This is a genomic window from Dolichospermum sp. FACHB-1091 (genome assembly GCF_014697585.1).
In the GTDB taxonomy this organism is placed as follows: Bacteria; Cyanobacteriota; Cyanobacteriia; order Cyanobacteriales; family Nostocaceae; genus Dolichospermum.
The window spans coordinates 20,448-38,183 of record NZ_JACJSB010000008.1 but is presented as its reverse complement, the minus strand read 5'-3'; the positions used below and the strand labels follow the sequence as shown (position 1 = coordinate 38,183).

At 35.4% G+C, this 17,736-nt stretch carries 16 protein-coding genes and 1 tRNA gene; 11 read left to right on the top strand and 6 right to left on the bottom strand.

What is annotated here, in order from left to right:
• The first annotated feature begins 36 nt into the window (after positions 1-36).
• Together H6G25_RS06980 and H6G25_RS06975 are read left to right on the top strand one after the other, a co-directional pair.
• Positions 37-471 carry a helix-turn-helix domain-containing protein gene (locus H6G25_RS06980; RefSeq protein WP_190391854.1) on the top strand — a complete coding sequence of 145 codons (435 nt, stop codon included), beginning with the start codon at positions 37-39 and terminating at the stop codon, positions 469-471.
• 80 nt (positions 472-551) lie between these two features.
• On the top strand, positions 552-1,745 hold the full coding sequence (locus H6G25_RS06975; protein ID WP_190391853.1) for a hypothetical protein: 1,194 nt from the start codon (positions 552-554) through the stop codon (positions 1,743-1,745).
• 167 nt (positions 1,746-1,912) lie between these two features.
• Here the strand turns inward: H6G25_RS06975 and H6G25_RS06970 are convergent, their stop codons facing one another.
• Positions 1,913-2,182, bottom strand: a complete 270-nt coding sequence (locus tag H6G25_RS06970) for a hypothetical protein (protein ID WP_190391852.1) — start codon at positions 2,180-2,182, stop codon at positions 1,913-1,915.
• A gap of 507 nt (positions 2,183-2,689) precedes the next feature.
• Here H6G25_RS06970 and H6G25_RS06965 point away from each other — a divergent pair.
• The 3 genes from H6G25_RS06965 to H6G25_RS06955 all read left to right on the top strand — a co-directional run bounded on the left by H6G25_RS06965 (position 2,690) and on the right by H6G25_RS06955 (position 6,842).
• A complete protein-coding gene (locus tag H6G25_RS06965; protein ID WP_190391851.1) occupies positions 2,690-4,699 on the top strand; it encodes a GTPase in 2,010 nt (669 codons plus the stop codon).
• Positions 4,700-4,720: 21 nt separating this feature from the next.
• Entirely contained in the window at positions 4,721-6,382 is a 1,662-nt protein-coding gene (locus tag H6G25_RS06960) for a GTPase (protein WP_190391850.1), read from the top strand.
• Between the two features lie 229 nt (positions 6,383-6,611).
• Positions 6,612-6,842: a hypothetical protein gene (locus H6G25_RS06955; RefSeq protein WP_242034902.1), complete on the top strand. Its 231-nt coding sequence runs from the start codon at positions 6,612-6,614 to the stop codon at positions 6,840-6,842.
• 529 nt (positions 6,843-7,371) lie between these two features.
• On the opposite strand, the gene H6G25_RS06950 is transcribed toward H6G25_RS06955, so the two are convergent.
• Both H6G25_RS06950 and H6G25_RS06945 read right to left on the bottom strand, forming a co-directional pair.
• Complete coding sequence (locus H6G25_RS06950; RefSeq protein ID WP_190391849.1) at positions 7,372-8,991, bottom strand: Hsp70 family protein; 1,620 nt, start codon at positions 8,989-8,991, stop codon at positions 7,372-7,374.
• A 226-nt stretch (positions 8,992-9,217) separates the two neighbouring features.
• A tRNA-Leu gene (locus H6G25_RS06945) sits at positions 9,218-9,299 on the bottom strand.
• Positions 9,300-9,671: 372 nt separating this feature from the next.
• Between H6G25_RS06945 and murA the strand changes: the two genes are divergently transcribed.
• A complete protein-coding gene (gene murA, locus H6G25_RS06940; protein ID WP_190391848.1) occupies positions 9,672-11,030 on the top strand; it encodes a UDP-N-acetylglucosamine 1-carboxyvinyltransferase in 1,359 nt (452 codons plus the stop codon).
• Between the two features lie 184 nt (positions 11,031-11,214).
• A complete protein-coding gene (locus H6G25_RS06935) occupies positions 11,215-12,309 on the top strand; it encodes a Gfo/Idh/MocA family oxidoreductase (protein WP_190391847.1) in 1,095 nt (364 codons plus the stop codon).
• 111 nt (positions 12,310-12,420) lie between these two features.
• Here the strand turns inward: H6G25_RS06935 and glyA are convergent, their stop codons facing one another.
• Positions 12,421-13,710, bottom strand: a complete 1,290-nt coding sequence (glyA, locus tag H6G25_RS06930; RefSeq protein ID WP_190391846.1) for a serine hydroxymethyltransferase — start codon at positions 13,708-13,710, stop codon at positions 12,421-12,423.
• A gap of 444 nt (positions 13,711-14,154) precedes the next feature.
• On the opposite strand from glyA, the gene H6G25_RS06925 reads away from it, so the two are divergent.
• Positions 14,155-14,352 (top strand): hypothetical protein, encoded by a 198-nt coding sequence (locus H6G25_RS06925; RefSeq protein WP_028082437.1) that lies wholly within the window; start codon positions 14,155-14,157, stop codon positions 14,350-14,352.
• A gap of 80 nt (positions 14,353-14,432) precedes the next feature.
• A complete protein-coding gene (locus H6G25_RS06920; protein ID WP_190391845.1) occupies positions 14,433-14,909 on the top strand; it encodes a Tic20 family protein in 477 nt (158 codons plus the stop codon).
• Positions 14,910-14,912: 3 nt separating this feature from the next.
• On the opposite strand, the gene H6G25_RS06915 is transcribed toward H6G25_RS06920, so the two are convergent.
• Positions 14,913-15,686: a fumarylacetoacetate hydrolase family protein gene (locus H6G25_RS06915; RefSeq protein ID WP_190391844.1), complete on the bottom strand. Its 774-nt coding sequence runs from the start codon at positions 15,684-15,686 to the stop codon at positions 14,913-14,915.
• A gap of 293 nt (positions 15,687-15,979) precedes the next feature.
• Here H6G25_RS06915 and rpsF point away from each other — a divergent pair, with 293 nt between their 5' ends.
• Positions 15,980-16,303: a 30S ribosomal protein S6 gene (gene rpsF, locus H6G25_RS06910; RefSeq protein ID WP_137906831.1), complete on the top strand. Its 324-nt coding sequence runs from the start codon at positions 15,980-15,982 to the stop codon at positions 16,301-16,303.
• Positions 16,304-16,470: 167 nt separating this feature from the next.
• The gene (locus H6G25_RS06905; RefSeq protein ID WP_190391843.1) at positions 16,471-17,031 is read left to right on the top strand and encodes an Npun_F5560 family protein; all 561 of its coding nucleotides are present in this window, start codon (positions 16,471-16,473) and stop codon (positions 17,029-17,031) included.
• Between the two features lie 99 nt (positions 17,032-17,130).
• On the opposite strand, the gene H6G25_RS06900 is transcribed toward H6G25_RS06905, so the two are convergent.
• Positions 17,131-17,484 carry an STAS domain-containing protein gene (locus H6G25_RS06900; protein ID WP_190391842.1) on the bottom strand — a complete coding sequence of 118 codons (354 nt, stop codon included), beginning with the start codon at positions 17,482-17,484 and terminating at the stop codon, positions 17,131-17,133.
• Positions 17,485-17,736: the final 252 nt, after the last annotated feature.

Below are 17,736 nucleotides of genomic sequence, written 5' to 3'. Positions count from 1 at the left end.
TCTGACTAGAATGAAGAGTAAATAAGGAGGTTAACAATGATTTTGAATGAACGTCAATATATGATTACTAAAGCTCAGATAAAAAAATTTCAATCAGCAATAGAAAATCTGGAAAAAAAAGTACCCCCACAAGATAATAAAAATGAACAGTTACGGCATCAATCATATCTAGCTTCACTTAATGGTGAAATAGAAGAACTATCAGAACAAGTCGAAGAATATGAAAAATTGAAAGCACAGCAAATAGAAAAGTTAGAATGTAATTCTTTAGAAGAATTACCAGAAGCATTGATTAAAGCTCGAATTTTTCGCGGTTTAACTCAGGGACAATTAGCCAAACGTTTAAATGTGAAGGAACAACAGGTGCAACGTGATGAGGCTAATCAATATGCTAATTCTAGTTTCACAAAAATTTTGAAAGTTCAACGTGCTTTGGATATTGAGATTAGAGAGGAAGTAATTTTTAAATAACTTTCTCAAGTAATGAGACTCTATTTATCAACAAAAATAATAAACTACTTTCAATTAATTTTTACTTAAATTATTTAATCATGGTTGTTAATAATTTCCACAGCATTACAGAAGTTTTACCAGCAATTATTGGATTTTCAATTGCTGGAATACTGATATTAAAATCTATATTTTCTGTTAAAATTCCTCAATATAATGAAAATCCTCCAGGAATTTTAATCTCAAGTTTTATTTTTATAGCATCTGGCTTTCTTTTTGAGATTATTTATATTTGTTGGCCTTCAATTCAATGTTGGGCTAAAAATAACTCTAACATTGCCTTTTTATTTACAATTGTAGGAGGTTTCTGTACTAATGGATTTTTAAAAAAATTAGCAGATGATAAAGAAAAGAGAGAAATATCTGTTTTATTTAGAAACTCTATTGATTCACAAGTAAAATCATTACAGTTTATTAATCTTTATTTATTATTTACTTCAATTAAAGAAAATATCAATTATATAAAAATCTACAAAAATGATCTGCTCACTTCTAAAGCCTATGAGACAGCATTGAATAAGATAGGCATTTATGATGAAAAAGATATTGATATAATCTCCAAATATTCAAATGAATTACAACAATGTTCTAATTATATTGAACGTTTCTTAATTGAATTAGATGAACATATTACAGTTAAGAAAACTCATGTTAATGAAACTGAGTATAAACCTCAATATCAAAGAACTTTAATAATTGTTAAAATTGCCATCTTAACAACTTCTATTTTTGGTATATTCACAAGCTACTATTTATCAAAACGTTATTTAACTAATAATTTAGGAAAGTTACAGAATGAGTTTTTTAATGATTATGAAGAGATATTAGATAAGTTTAAAGAGGAATTAAGTTTTAGTGAATTCTATATAATGAATAGAGTTATTTCTAGTGATTTATTTGATAAACTAAAATATATAAGAAATAATTTTATTGAAAGTAGCAATAATTATAATGTATCCTCCCGAAAGCCTATCTATCTCTATAGACTTATTATAAAAGAACCAGTTTCTATAAAAGAACCAGTTTTAAATTTGGATAAAGATATTTACCCTGATGAAACCATTCTAAAATGGGTTATCAATAGTACAGAAGATATTGTTACATTTGGTGAATCACCAGAGGATGCAAAAAATAACTGTAATAGTATAATTGAACATTTAAAAAATAAGCATAACTTGGAAACAGAAATTCAATATTCTGATATAATTACTGAAATTATTTCTCCTTGGAATTAACTAAGCGAATTGTATATTTCTACAAAAGCAGTGCGACAGGGAACTAAATAAATTAAAAATGATTCTTTTGCAGAATTTGCTAATAACTAACTGATTTAACGCAAACAACGAATTACTTATACTGTAGACTGTAGTGCGTCTACAGTGATTAGTGTCTAAAAGATACATCAAAATTCAGCTTCAGATCGGGTATCGTAAACAAGCTGGAGACATTTCTCAAAGTCATCACCTTGCCAAGTTCCAGCAAATTGTAGCAAATCTTTGGCTTTAGATCCGCGTAATATTGGTTCTCCATCTTTTACAGGAATACTGCTTGATTTAATAGCAGAAGCATTTATTTTGGTTTTGAGATATTCGAGATAGTCGAGGGTTTGTTCCAGAATAGGTTCTGGTGCGTTTTCAATTGACGCAATGAGTTTTTCTTTAATGGTGGTCATGGGGTGCTAGGGAGATAACAAGTTCATAGTATTAATATTTTAGTAGTTAATAGGACTTACGTAAGATGTGGCTGAACACCTTATTCTTGGGTAGGGGTAATTCATGAATTACCCCAAATTCGGTTCTTTTTGCGTAAGTCCTGGTTAATTACAAATTAAAATAAATAATTGTCTGATAGCGAAGCGTGGCGTAGCCATATCAGGATGTCCAGGATTTGAGGATTTACAGGATTTAATAAAAGTTGTGACTTGAGTAGGTATGAAAAATATGTTATTAAAATCATCCTGATTAATGTAAATATATTTAACAAATACTGGTTTAGATGGGTTAGGTTTAGTATAATGCTTACTCAGGTGATTTATAATGATGCTGTGTAAAAAAGATGCTGGTTTATGAAAATTGATACAGAAGCGATCGCTCATCGGCTTAACCAAGCCTTAACCTTTGACGGCATTATTGCCAAAGTCTCTGTTAAAAATGATTGTCTCAAAATAGCCCTGGAGTCAGTGGCAGTTACAAAAAAAGATCAACTGTTACCAGTTATCATGAGAGAAATAGCCAATTTCAAATTAACATCCATTAAAACTGTAAAAATTTACGGAAAACAAATCAAAACTTTTGATCCAAATTGGTATCATAATTTTGATTTATATCCACAAAATAACTATGATTATTCTCAATCAAACAAATCTAAAAATAACAGAAATACATCTAATGATCAAGTAGAAATCCCAAAAGGTAAAGTATCTCAAACTGAATTTGAAGAGGCATTAAGAAAATGCTCAGAAACAGCTAACTCCGCCTATAATCGTAGTTCAATCTATGCACATAAAATAGAATCAGCTATCAAAAAACTTAATAGCTATATTATAGCAATCAATTATGAGATTTTAAGTAAAAAAGGTGCTGATAAATTCCAATTTGCTACTACATTAAAACAAATACAGTCAGATATTAAAACATTATCTGAAGATAGTTTAGAAGATTTGGTTATTTCTTTAGATAAGAAAAGAAAACATCTCAAAAATTTTACAGTTGCTTTATTTGGCAGAACTAAAGCTGGTAAAAGTACCTTACGAGAAACACTAACTCGCGGTAATGGTAGCACAATTGGTAAAGGTTCACAACGTACAACCAGAGATGTAAAAGAATATTCTTGGGAAGGTTTACGGTTACTGGATACACCTGGAATTGAGGCTTATCAAGGTGATGATGATACAAATAAAGCTAATGATATTATTGATCAATCTGATATTGTTTTGTTTTTAACTAGTGATGATTCTGTGCAACCTGGTGAATTTCAAGCAATGGCACAATTGCAGAAAATTAATAAATACTTTGCTGTAATTCTCAATGTTAAACATGATATTTCTAATAATTTAGAAGATTTAAAGATGTTCATTGATATTCCAAAAATGGTATTTGATGAAGATAGGTTATCACAACATAAAAATCATATTCAAAGTCACATTCAGGAATATTTGAATTTAGATAATGTAGATATAGTTCCTATTCATGCTCAATCTGGGTTTTTGAGTACCAAATCAGAATATCAAGAGTATAGTAGTCAACTTTGGGAGTTGAGTAAAATAGAGGAATTATATTCTTTAATTGCCTATCAAATTTATACTCATGGTAAGAATTTACGCTTATCAACTTTCGCTGATAGCTTGAAAAATTTTATAAATTCAATTAATCAAAAATTAGCTGCTGCCAAATCTCAGTTATCTGTTCAGTTAAACTTTATGGAACACAAACAAAGAGAAATCGAAAAGATATTTGCAGAAATCGAAAAAGAAGGTGATAGAAAAATTAAAGATAAATGTGACTCTTTATATGATCTGATAGAAAATCAAATAGGTAATTTTGTTGATAATTATTCAGATATGGATATCAATAGAAGACAGAGAGAATGGAAGAAAATAGTTAATGAAAAAAATATTGAAGAAACTATGAAATCTTGTATAGAGGCAATATTTTCAGATTTAGGAGAAAAACTCAAGGAATTTGAACAGGAATATGAATATGATCTGAAAAATATTCAAATTGATATGGCAATGAATTTGAGTAACATTAACAAAGACGATACAGGAAAGTGGATAAAATGGGGTAGTGTAGCTGTTGGTGCTGTTGGTGCAGCAGCTTTTGTAGCAGCAAATTGGTGGAATCCTGGAGGGTGGGTTGTGGGAGCAGGGTTAGTAACTACTCTTGCTAGTATGGGTGGTAGTTTTGCTGGTGACTGGAAAAAAGCAGATGATGATAAAAATTATAAAAAGGATATTGCAAAAGAAAAAGATTCACTGAAAAAACAGGTAAAACAAAAAAGAGATATCACAATAAAAGCCTATGAAGATTCATTTTTTAAGAATGTAATTGAATATGAGAATAAAGTGGTTTCTCAAATAAAAATATATATTCAGGGATTATCGGAAATAATTCAAAAATTAGATGATAGTTGCCATGAAATTGCAAAAATAAACAAACAAATGCAAGAAGATTTCGATAAATTAAAATAATTACATCAGGAGAATAAAACAATGTCAAATTTTCAATTTAATGCTAAATCCCAGAAAGTTAACCAACTTTGCCAAGAAACAATAGATATTTTAGAAATTCGGACAGAAGATGAAGTTAAAAAATTAGTTGATGATTTTCAAGACTCCTGGGAAAAATATCAACAACAGAAAAAACTATCTATTGCTTTTATTGGACAGTACAACGCTGGTAAATCTACTTTAATTAAAGCCTTAACTAGAGATGAAAGCGTGAGAATTAGTGCAGAAATATGTACTGATAAAGTTACAGAGTATGCTTGGCAAGATGTATTACTATTAGATACGCCAGGAATTTATGCAGGTAATAAACAACATGATGGTATTACTTCAGAAAGAATTTCTAAATGTGATTTATTAGTGTTTGTCGTTCCCAATGAATTATTTAACCCCCAAGGTGCAGCATTTTTCCAAAAAGTAGCTAACCAAATGCAGAGAGTTGGCCAAATGGTGCTAGTAGTTAATAAAATGAGTCGTGAATCAGGAAGTCCCCAAGATTTATTATCAACAATTACACAAGTTATAGAACCATTTTATCCTCAACAATTTTACACCTGTTTTATTGATGCTGATTCCTACCTCAAATCTCAAGACCCTAAATATATCAAATATCAGCAATCTTTACAAACTAAATCTAATTTTCATGATTTTCTTGATTCTCTGCAAAAGCTAATTCAAAAAAATGAACTTTCCGCTAAATTAGTGACTCCTTTACATCGTGCTGTTGATACTCTAGAGAAATCACTAAACTTTTTAAGTACAGGTGATAAAACAACCCGTAATTTATTAGAGAGATTACGACGCGAAAAAATCATCGTACAAGCATCTCAAACTAGAGCTAGAAATGCTTATCGTTCTGAATTGGCTAAACTTAAACATGAAGTGATCATGCTAAGTGAAAAAATAGCTAGTATGATTGATGGACACCATGCGAAGGAAGAAATTGAAGTAGAAATAGAAAAAGTCACACAAGAAATTACCACTTTGTCAGAGAAGATTATAGGAAAAATTCAAGCTGTTTTAGAAGAAGAATTAACAAACCTTCAAAAGAAATTAGAAGACTTACAAAACTCTCAATTAGGTAAAACTATTGATAGGGAAATAGTTATTGATTTAGTAGATGGTAAGAGGATTAGCGATCCTAATATTCCTGATGAATTTGGACAATCAATCTTAGAAAAAAAAGGTGGTGAAATCCTGCAAGAAATTGGAAATTTATCATCCAAAGTATCCAGAAAATTAGTTTATAAGACAGGAAAATTTCTGGGGTTTAAATTTAAACCATTTGGTGCTATAAAGGCAGCTAAATTTATCCGAGTTTTAGGACCAGTTATTGCTATTGGTGGTGTAGCATTGGATGCAGCTATGACAGCTAAAGAAGAAAAAGAATATGAAGAATATAAACGTGAGCTACGTAATGCTAGAAACCAGGTAAGAGAAGATTTTAGAAAGGTAGCTGAAGAAATGGTAGAAGAGTATGAATTAAACATTGAGGAAGCTATAAATTTCTATGATAAGGCATTAAATGATATTGAAACCGAGCAGCAAGAGTTGAGGAATTTTGACCAATCTAAACATGAGATATTAACTCAAATTGAGAATAAACGCCAGGAGATAAAGCAGGAGATTAAACAATTAATCAAGTAGTATATCCCCGACTTCTTAAATAATTCATCTATAACATGATAGAACTAATCAAAGAAGTTGGGTATATTTAAACATCCTGTAAATCCTTAAATCCTGGATATTCTGATTCTGACAAATGATTTTTAGAATAGAGTTTTCACAAACCAGAAGTTATGCTATGATCTTATAGGATCATAAATCAATCTTTATAAAAATGAAAAATATTGATTGTAATTAGGATATCAAAATCATGAACTCTCTGGAATTAAGACAAAAAATCGAACAAAATTTATTAACTATCTCACCAGAAAATTTGAAATTTATTGATGAATTTGTGGAATTTATTAAATATAAACAAGAAACAAGTTTATCAGAAAACACTAACTATAGGCCAGCTTCAGGACGTTCAATTTTACGTCATGCTGGTACATGGGTAGGGGATGACTTGGAACAATGTCTGAAGTTAGTCTCACAAAACTAGAGGTAAAGTGAAAATTAATAATCGTATTAATCCTTTTGAGGGATGTATCTTTTTATATGTAATTTAGATATAAACTTATTAGATGCTGGTAGAAATAAAAGGTTGTCACAAAAGAAAATTTATGGAGGTGAAATTTTTCCTACATCAGCTTATGCTAACGATTATGATACTTTTTTAGAATATTTTCAAAAAGATAAGAACCTAAATAATAGAGGAATAATTGCCATAGATTTGTAGAACATTAAACAAGGAATATTACTCTAATTTGGGTAATATTATGACTAGAATGAAGAGTAAACAAGGAGATTAACCATGATTTTACAGCGATTTCCGGTCATATAAGGTACATCCTAGCCCCCTCATCGCACCCCCCTGAATCCCCCCGCAGCGGGGGGAAGAAAAGGATAAACTTTTGATATTGGAGGGGGTTGGGGGTGGGGTTGTTGTTGTTGTTCCAGGTTTGATGACAATTTGCTGTAAATGAAGGTTAATATATGATTACTAAAGCTCGGATTAAAAAATGTGGGATTTAACTCAATTGTGCCACAAGTTGATTTTCTAATAAGGTGTTATTTGTCAATAAGTCCTCAACGGTAATTCTTAAAAACCGTTGTTCATCAACTTGAAAATAGATTTTAATGCGATCGCTTCCCGGAAACCCAGGAGGTGTGAGTTTAGCGATTTTACTGGCTTCTGCTGTATCATTAAGGGGCTTGACAATGGTTGCGGTACTATCAAGCTCACGAGTAATTAAACGGTAGCCGTGCTGTCCAAAGGCATCACCATCAAAATATACCTCTGTTGCGCTGCTTTCTGCTCCTAATTCCCCAATTATTAATTCAATACTTGGTTGATTTTCCACAGAAGCACCCAAAACTAATTCTACCGGTTGACTCATGGGGTAAACTTGTCCGGTTTTAATGATAGGATGCCAATTATGTCGCTGATTGCGACGATCCCAATAACGCACACCATAGCTATGATAGAGATAGTCCTTGATTTGTATTCCTTGAGTGATTTGTAACGCACCCTGAGCGATAGCTTCAAAAGGCAGTTGACGACGGATTTTTTCTGGTTGAAAATACTGTTCTACCCACCCCTGTACTGCTGGTAATTGGACAGTTCCACCGACCAATAATACTGTATTAATATCATCAATTTCTATACCGTAGCGCCGCCCTTTTTGTAATAGCGTCATCATGACACTATCCAGTTTGTCGAAAAATCCCTTTTCCTGCAAAATATTCTCAAAGGTATCACGATCAAGATCCATTTCATAACTTGTAAAGGTCTGATCATCAAAATAAACTTCACCAGCTTGATCTTGAGTAGATAACTGAATTTTCACCCGTTCCGCTAACCGTGCTGTCAGGGAACTAACTGGTAATCCTTGGGTTTTAGCAAAATAATCTACTATCCAGTTATCAATATCAGTTCCGCCCAGATTTTGCCCTGCTTTCGCCAATACACGCGCTGTTTTGGTCTTTTGTTTAGAATCTTCACCAAGACTTCTATCACCCCATTTGAGCAGAAATCCCAGGGGTTTTGTTTTGGCTTGTGTTCCTTGATCTAAACTGACTAAAGATAAATCTAAAGTTCCACCACCAAAGTCAATAACTAACAAAGTTCCTGGATCTGTTAAACCATATCCTAAAGCCGCAGCGGTGGGTTCATCTAACATCCGTATCTGTTGGACGGGTAGTGATTGACAAACTTTAGCTAACCAGTAACGATAGACTTCAAAACTGTCTACAGGTGCGGTTAAAACCAAAGAATCTATACCCCCTTCGATGATTGCCAATTCTGCAATTACTTCAGTTAAAAACCATTTTCCCACTTGTTCAAAAGTAATATTTTTACCATCAAGTTCTGGTAAAAATCCCTGGATATCTGCACCAATTCCCCGTTTAAAGTTACGGAAAAATCTGGTATCGGTTTTCAGATCCAAACCGCGATCACATACCTGTTGACCAGCTATAATTTTACCAAGTTTGGCATTTTCTACATACACTAAACTGGGAATCAGTGGGGGATTAAGATATTGTTGCGTTGATAACCCAGGTAAATTAAGGGTTTCTGCCTGTTTGGTAACGGGATTCCAACGAGTGATTACTGTGTTACTTGTACCAAAATCAATAGCGATCGCCATATTTTACGCCATATTTTATCAAATATTTTATCAATTAGTCATGGAAAATTATTTTCGCATTTGATTTACCGAAGCTGCTTAGATTATAAATCCAGACTTAAGGTAGTACCGCGGGGCGGAAGTCAAAAGTCAGAAGCAATAGCAATGGTCGGTAAATATCGAGTCAAAGGCTTTTAGTCCAGTTGTGCTGGGGGTTTAATCCCCATTGTTTAACGCGAAATTGATATGCGGAACCCGGGACTTGAACCCGGAAGCCTTGCGGCACTAGAACCTGAATCTAGCGCGTCTGCCAATTCCGCCAGTTCCGCTGACATTGAATTGTATTTACATCATAGTTTATTATTGTTGCTTAACTATTTGCATTTGTCAAGAAAAAATTTGCGAAAATGGGGAACGGGTAACAATACCTTCGTCAACACCCTAAAACCCTACTGATAGAGTAAGGATTTTATTGGGTTTGGGACTTATTTTTGGAAAATTGGCATAGGTATTGGGTAGTTCTGAAATTTTTCTCCCATGTAGCCAATACCGATTTTTCCAATCAACCCGGCATAGTCCATGATAGAATCTAACGACTTTAAAGCAGTTGATAATAAGTGTGAAAAATCTTCCAGCTTCCGGCTAGAGGATTGTTAATGTAAAATCAAAACAAACATCAATACTTTATAATTACGTATTTTTTGGGAGGGAGGCTTATTAATTCTTCTAGCAGCTTACCAGATGCCAAGTCAACAGATGCAGACTCCTCAGTCTTGCAAATCTGTGGTGGCCGTCCTTTGTCTGGTCATGTAAAAATTAGCGGGGCTAAAAATTCGGCACTGGTAATCATGGCAGGAACTTTACTATGTTCCGGTGATTGTCGCATTCGTAACGTTCCTTTATTAGCGGACGTAGATAGCATGGGACAAGTCTTATCAGCTTTAGGACTACGTTTAAGTAGGGAAGGTGATATTTTAGATATTGATGCTCGTGAAATTACCACATCTAAAGCCCCTTATGAACTTGTTACCCAACTACGAGCCAGCTTCTTTGCTATTGGTCCAATTTTAGCCCGGTTAGGAGTAGTACAGATGCCTTTACCAGGAGGTTGTGCCATTGGTGCTAGACCGGTAGATTTGCACGTTCGGGGACTGCAAGCCATGGGTGCTGAGGTGCAAATTGAACATGGTATTTGTCATGCTCACGTTCCCGGAAATAATGGCAGATTAAGAGGCGCGAAAATATACTTAGACACTCCTAGTGTCGGAGCGACAGAAACATTAATGATGGCTGCTACCTTAGCAGACGGGGAAACTATCTTAGAAAATTCCGCCAGAGAGCCAGAAGTAGTAGATTTAGCCAACTTCTGTAACTCAATGGGTGCAAAAATTCAAGGTGCGGGAACAAGTACAATTACTATAGTTGGTGTACCTAAATTACACCCTACAGATTATACCATTATTCCTGACCGGATTGAGGCTGGAACATTTTTAATTGCTGGAGCAATTACACGCTCTGAATTGCTTCTATCCCCAGTTGCACCTGAGCATTTAATTCCCGTCATTGCCAAATTACAGGAAATAGGTGTATCAATTGTTGAAGAATGTGAGGATTGTTTACGGATTTTACCCGCTAAAACCCTGAAAGCTATCAATATTGATACCTTGCCTCATCCCGGTTTTCCCACGGATATGCAAGCGCCTTTTATGGCTTTATTAACTTTGGCGGCAGGGGATAGTATTATTAATGAATCAGTGTTTGAAAATCGCTTGCGTCATGCTTCTGAGTTGAACCGTTTGGGGGCAGATATTCGTGTCAAAGGTAACACTGCTTTTGTTCGCGGCGTGCCAATGTTATCGGGCGCACCAGTGATAGGTACGGATTTAAGAGCTTCCGCAGCCTTAGTTTTAGCAGGGTTAGCAGCATCAGGAACAACCACAGTTCAAGGACTGCAACATTTAGATCGGGGGTATGACCGACTTGATATGAAGTTGCAGCAATTAGGAGCAAAAATTATGCGTGTCAATAAAGCATATAAAGATGCAGATTTACCCAATTAAGATACTAATTCTCCAGCCTCAACTGTAGGTGAGAGAATTTTGTATTTACTAACTTAATGGCAATTGTTTTTACCTGTTAATTAAACAGCAGATTAATAACTTTGGCCATTGAGGTTTCTCAAAAGTCAATTATTTGCTACAATTATTGATTAAATAAACTGAAATAAACTTGAAAAAATTCGATATGATTGGGGTAGCAATTGTTGGTACAGGATTTGGTCAAAAAGTACACATTCCCGCATTTCAAGCACATCATAATACTAAAATTGTCGCTGTTTATCATCGAGATATTCATCAAGCTAAAACTATTGCGGAAAATCACAATATCCCCTATGTTAGTGATAATTTAGGAGAAATTCTGGCTTTACCTGATGTTGAAGCTGTGAGTATTTCTACACCACCATTTTTACACTATGAAATGGCCAAACAAGTCTTACAAGCTGGTAAACATCTTTTATTAGAAAAACCTGTAACTTTAAATGTCAATGAAGCCAAAGAATTATATCAGTTAGCAAAAAGTCAAGGTGTCATTGCTACTGTAGATTTTGAATTTCGGTTTGTTCCCCAATGGCAATTTTTCGCTCAACTCCTAGCTAGAAATTATGTAGGGAATATTCGGTTAATTAAAATTGACTGGTTGGGTTCTTCTCGTGCTGATGTTTCTCGTCCTTGGAATTGGTATTCTTCTCAAGAAAAAGGTGGTGGTGTATTAGGTGCTTTAGGTTCTCATGCTTTTGATTATATTAACTGGTTATTCGGTGCAGTTGGGAAATTGAACGCTCATTTAATGACTGCTATTCCTGAAAGAATTAACCCTGCCACCGGTGAATTACAATTAGTTGATAGTGATGATACTTGTTTATTATCTCTAGAATTAGTAAATGCTATACCTGTCCAAGTTTCTATTAGCGCGGTTGTTCATGCACCTAAAACCCATTGGATAGAAGTATATGGAGATAAGGGAACATTGGTTTTAGGTAGCAAAAATCAAAAAGACTATATTCATGGTTTTCAGGTTTGGAGTTCTCAACCGGGTGAACCTTTAAAAGAAATAGCAATTCCCCAGGAATTTCTCTTTCCTCAAAATTATCATGATGGGCGGATTTGCGCTTTTCTGCGTGTTGTTGATGAATGGGTAAAAGGAATTAGTAACCATGAACAAACTACACCTTCTTTGCGAGAAGGGGTTTATTCGCAATTATTAATGGATTTATCCCATGAATCTCATCAAACAGGAAGTTGGATAAATGTACCAAATTTGAGAGAGTTTTTAGATTAATCAAGTCATGATTCCTGGTAATTATTGAGGAATATTATCAGAGGAGGTTTCCAAAGTCTAAATTAATACCCATTGAAAATCTCGTTCCCAGTCTCAGACTGGGAATACTCATTATCTAGTCACAGAAACTGGTACAGGAATTTCTATGTGAGGATATAATGGAAAGCGATCGCACAATGTCGCAACTCGTCTCAAACAATCCGCAGTTACTATTTCTGAATCTGGAGAAAGTAACCGATCTGCAATAATATTACCAATTTCGGTAAATTCTGCCACACCTAAACCCCTGGTAGTCATAGCGGGAGAACCTAATCTTAAACCACTGGTAACAAAAGGCGATTTAGTATCAAAGGGAACTGTATTCTTGTTGGCGGTGATATTAACGGTGCTGACTAGCTGATCTCCTTTTTTCCCAGTCATGTCAATACAACGTAAATCTACTAACATTAAATGATTATCTGTGCCATCAGATACTAATTTAAAGCCTCTGTTTTGCAGTTGGGTAGCTAAAGCGCGGGCGTTTTCAACAACTTGGGCAGAATATTGTGTAAACTCAGGTTTAAGAGCTTCACCAAATGCCACGGCTTTACCAGCAATGACGTGTTCTAAAGGTCCCCCTTGAGTTCCTGGGAAAACTGATTTATCCAGCTTTTCTCCCAATTCTGGATCACGAGTCAAAATCAAGCCGCCACGGGGGCCACGTAAGGTTTTATGGGTTGTGGTGGTGACGACATCACAATAAGGTAGGGGGTTAGGATGATGACCTGTAGCGACTAAACCCGCAATATGAGCAATATCAGCGAGTAAATAAGCGCCAACTTCATCAGCAATACTGCGGAATTTTTCAAAGTCAATAATCCGGGGATAGGCTGAATAACCACAAATTAACAGTTTAGGCCGTTCTTTAATAGCTAAATCCCGAATTTGATCATAGTCTAATTGTTCGGTTTCTTTGCTGACACCATAATGACGAACTTGAAACCATTTACCAGAAACATTCACCGGTGAACCGTGGGTAAGATGTCCCCCATGAGACAAGTCCATACCCATAATTGTGTCTCCTGGTTTTAACAATGTCAGGAAAACGGCAAAATTAGCTTGCGCCCCAGAATGAGGTTGGACATTGGCATGGGCAGCGCCAAATAACAGTTTAGCTCGGTCAATGGCTATTTGTTCAATTTTGTCAACAAATTCACAACCGCCGTAATAACGTTTACCTGGTAGTCCTTCTGCGTATTTATTGGTCAATACTGAACCTTGGGCGGCTAATACGGCAGGGGAGGTAAAGTTTTCACTGGCAATTAATTCTAAGTGATCACGTTGTCGCTGTAGTTCTTGATTAATTAGTTCGTTAATGGTAGGGTCTGAATTTTTTAAGAAGTCTGAGTTAGTTTTGGTCACTTTGATTATCCTTAGGGAATTTGGTAAAAATCGAGATCACGGTTAAACCTAAGCTATTAAGCCTCTAAATTTTATAATCCTCATCTGGCTAGATGTTGTGGTGCGGGCATCTTGCCCGCTAGAATCATACAAATTCCTTGCCCGCTAGAATCATACAAATTAAATGCAAGCAAAGTTACCGGGCAACCTGTCTATGATCAGAATTTAGGCTGAAGTTCTTTAGAGAGATAGAAATGTGATCATATAGGAATTTTTGATTTTAGTAAATGTGGTGATCTAAATTTATGTATTTTTTGGTACTCAATTTAACAAAAATTTTAGACATCTAAGATACAATCAAATCCAGTACATTTAGCAGCCTTCTAAGGTTGCCAGAATTTTTTATCAATCATTTCCTAAATCATTCATATAAATTTCTCCTAATTATAACAAAAAGGGATTTAGATGTTAGTTATTTTCACCGATAATCAAATCCTTAGCCCAGAAACAGTTTGTCAGTCTTGTTTATTGGCAAATGGTAAGGGACAACCTCGCTGGAGTGGGGGAAAACTGCGCTGTGGTCAAGCAATTAATAATTTTACCCAACAACAGCCAGAGCAATATGAGTGTATGATGGGTTTTCGGGTTGCCAATATAGAATAATTGGATTCGTTATCAAGATCAAGCATCTGCGTTATCCTAAGCTCAATAGCTGTTGAAATTTAGCCACAGGAGAATATAAAATGTCTTGGCGCGGGTCTACAACTTTCCCTGATCGAATTTTCGCTTGTTTACCTTATTTATTGCCTTTAATTGAGGTGTTTGCCTTCGGTCAGTTCTTTCTCAATGATTTTCCACTGCTGAAACTGATATTTTTACCGCTTTTACCTCTGTTAAGAATTTACTCTGGTATTCCCTATGCAGGAATGATTATTTTCTTTGCTTTGTGGCTTTTAGTGGTGAGAAACGAGAAAATTAGTCATTTTATTCGTTTTAACACCATGCAAGCCATCATTTTAGATATTGTGATCTTTTTATGTAGCATTTTGACTGATATTGTCAAATTCGTTCCTGGTAGTGGATTTGCTATGCAAACACTCTATACAACCATTTTTATGGGAATAGTAGCAGCGGTTGTTTATTGCGTCGCTCAGTCGTTAATGGGGAAATATGCGGAAATTCCGGCAATTTCCGATGCTGTTTATATGCAGGTACGCTAAAGATTAACTGCGGATAACTGTGTTTTCTAGGCGACCAATACCTTCTATTTCTATACAGATGCGATCGCCTATTTGCAAAGCTCCTACACCCATAGGTGTACCAGTTAATACTATATCCCCAGGTAATAAAGTCATCACTTGACTGATATAAGACACCAAAAAATCTGGGGAAAATACCATTTGATCAATACAAGCAGATTGGACGGGCTGGGGATGATCATTCAAAAAAGTCTGTAATTTAGCTCCTGGGTTTAATTCTCGGACAATCCAAGGACCAAGAGGACAAAAAGTATCAAAACCTTTAGCTCTTGTCCATTGGTGGTCTTTTTGTTGTAAATCCCTGGCTGTGACATCATTGGCAATGGTGTAACCCCAAATTTTACTTTGGGCTTGATCTGGGCTACAATTAGTTGTGCGATCGCCAATCACAACGGCCAACTCTCCTTCATAGTCCACCCTTTGAGATTGGTGGGGATATTTAATTTCTCTATCTGACGCAATTACAGATGTAGGCGGTTTCAGAAATATAAGCGGTTCAACCGGTACTGACGCTCCCATTTCCGCTGCATGATCAACATAATTCCTCCCCACGGCGACAATTTTGGAAGGCGCACAGGGGGCTAGAATTGTATAACAGTTGGGTTCTAGGGTTAAATCCGTAGGTTGACCATGCAACCAGGGTGGAGCGTCTAGCACTTCCACATTCTGGGATAACTGGAGCAACCCATAATAAATTTTACCTTCTTGACTTTGAACTCGCACATATCGCTGCGCCATAACCTGAATGAATATCCTTAAATCTGCTTTATTAAACCAGGATTTGACTAATGATTGTCATTGAAAACTGGTTACATTATAAGATAAATACGCAAAACCTCCTAAATTTACTCCAAAAATAAAGTTGAGCAGGAAAGGAATATTGGGGAAAATTGTGCTAACATAGAATAGCTAAAAAATTGTCAAAATTCCTTGTTGTTTGAGAAGTTGATTAATCAAAGTATCGCTAACAGCAGTATTTGTATGAATTAACACCTCTTCAGCCATTTTGTCCAAAAGGTGAATTAACGAATATGACCACAGTTTACGAAACGATGTACATTCTGCGTCCTGATTTGGGAGATGAGCAAATAGTACAACAAATTGCCAAATATGAAAACTTGATTCGGGAAAACGGCGCTGAGAATATTGAAATTCAAAACCGTGGTAAGCGTCGTCTGGCTTATGAAATTAAAAAGCATCGTGACGGCGTTTATGTGCAAATGAATTATACTGGACCTGGAACTGCGATCGCTATTATGGAACGCGCCATGAGATTAAGCGAAGAAGTAATTCGCTATATGACAGTTAAGCAAGAAGTTCCTAAGCAGAAAGTAGAAGCAGAAGCAGCAGCCTAATAACAACATTTTTAGGTGACAAGTATCAGCCGTTCACCTACCTCATCGGTAGGTAATGGTATAAAAATACAGATATAGTCAATAGTTTCAGTAAACTGGAAATTCAGGATATTTTTAAACAACGGGAATGTTAATATCACAGTTATATACAAGGGGTATAAGTGACTGTGAACCAATCTGATATACCAAACATTCCAGAACTCTCTACCGAAATGTCCCGGTTGCGAGAAGAGTTACAACTGCGAGATCAATTAGTAGAGCAATTATCTCAAGAGCTATTCCGGCTGGCCAAGAGTAAGACTAACTTTACACCGCCACAAACTGATCCAGGGATAGATTTGAGTCAATTGCAGGTGTTAAGAGATAAACTTCAATCTGTGGAAGAGCAGGTGAGATGCTACGAAGAGGAAATTAGGACTCGTGATACCGAAATTTACCAACTACGACAGTCAGTGCAAAACCTAACTGATCGAAATAGAATGCTAGAGCAGGTAGTAGAGGAATTACCCCAAATTTACCGCCGTAAGTTTGAAGAACGCATAAAACCAGTGCGAGATCAGGTAGTAATATTACAAAAGGAAAATCGCCAATTACAAGCCGAATTACAAAGTGTAAGTTATCGTTTAGCACTCAAAAACCGCCACACAAATCATGGTGGTCTTGATTTACCTACTTTTCCTCGTTCAGAAGTTGCAACAGATCATATATCTGCTCCTCAAAACACCTAAAATTTGTGACTGTGTTTTCCTCGTCAAAACCTCTATGCCGCAGTGTCTAGACTTTTAGATACTGCGGCTTATAAGTATTTATGGAGAAAATACTGTAAATTAGCTTGCTAATAACGACTGTTGATCTTGAGCGGAAGTAAAAATATCTTCATAATTTGGGAAAATTTCAAATACTGAATCAAGTTGGGTCAGTTCCAAAATCAACTTCACAGGGGCTTTGACATTGCAAAGAACTAACCGACAACCACTTTTACGCGCTGTAGTCAGACCCTTGACAAGGGGAACTAATCCAGAACTATCCATAAAATCTACATCTGCTAAATCTATAACCCAAAGTTGATGGCCTTGAGGTTTAATTTGGTCCATTTGTTCACTCAAGTTCGTACCACTGTCTAGGTCTATACTACCCTGGGGTTTAAACAAAATCACTTGGCGTTCTTGTGTAAGAGTCATAAATTTAACCGAGTATTTGAAACACTAAGAAAGAAAAAACTGACATTAATACTGTTTATAATTCAACCGCAAAATGACTATTTTCGCAAATTTACCTGCATTAACAGCAACGCGGCTAGAAAAAATTTTCAGTATTTATATCGTATAATTTGTTGATATGTTTTTCTAGTATAGGCATAATTCTTTGCCAATTTCAGTAACAAACTTATCATTATTGAAATAATTTGACTTAAATAGTTTGACACTCTCACC

Bases quoted from the DNA above. Each gene is read 5' to 3' on its own strand.
- H6G25_RS06950 (WP_190391849.1), bottom strand. From the start codon at position 8,991: ATGGCGATCGCTATTGATTTTGGTACAAGTAACACAGTAATCACTCGT.
- H6G25_RS06920 (WP_190391845.1), top strand. From the start codon at position 14,433: ATGTCTTGGCGCGGGTCTACAACTTTCCCTGATCGAATTTTCGCTTGT.
- rpsF (WP_137906831.1), top strand. From the start codon at position 15,980: ATGACCACAGTTTACGAAACGATGTACATTCTGCGTCCTGATTTGGGA.
- H6G25_RS06960 (WP_190391850.1), top strand. From the start codon at position 4,721: ATGTCAAATTTTCAATTTAATGCTAAATCCCAGAAAGTTAACCAACTT.
- H6G25_RS06935 (WP_190391847.1), top strand. From the start codon at position 11,215: ATGATTGGGGTAGCAATTGTTGGTACAGGATTTGGTCAAAAAGTACAC.
- H6G25_RS06925 (WP_028082437.1), top strand. From the start codon at position 14,155: ATGTTAGTTATTTTCACCGATAATCAAATCCTTAGCCCAGAAACAGTT.
- H6G25_RS06900 (WP_190391842.1), bottom strand. From the start codon at position 17,484: ATGACTCTTACACAAGAACGCCAAGTGATTTTGTTTAAACCCCAGGGT.
- H6G25_RS06980 (WP_190391854.1), top strand. From the start codon at position 37: ATGATTTTGAATGAACGTCAATATATGATTACTAAAGCTCAGATAAAA.
- H6G25_RS06955 (WP_242034902.1), top strand. From the start codon at position 6,612: ATGAACTCTCTGGAATTAAGACAAAAAATCGAACAAAATTTATTAACT.
- H6G25_RS06975 (WP_190391853.1), top strand. From the start codon at position 552: ATGGTTGTTAATAATTTCCACAGCATTACAGAAGTTTTACCAGCAATT.
- H6G25_RS06970 (WP_190391852.1), bottom strand. From the start codon at position 2,182: ATGACCACCATTAAAGAAAAACTCATTGCGTCAATTGAAAACGCACCA.
- H6G25_RS06915 (WP_190391844.1), bottom strand. From the start codon at position 15,686: ATGGCGCAGCGATATGTGCGAGTTCAAAGTCAAGAAGGTAAAATTTAT.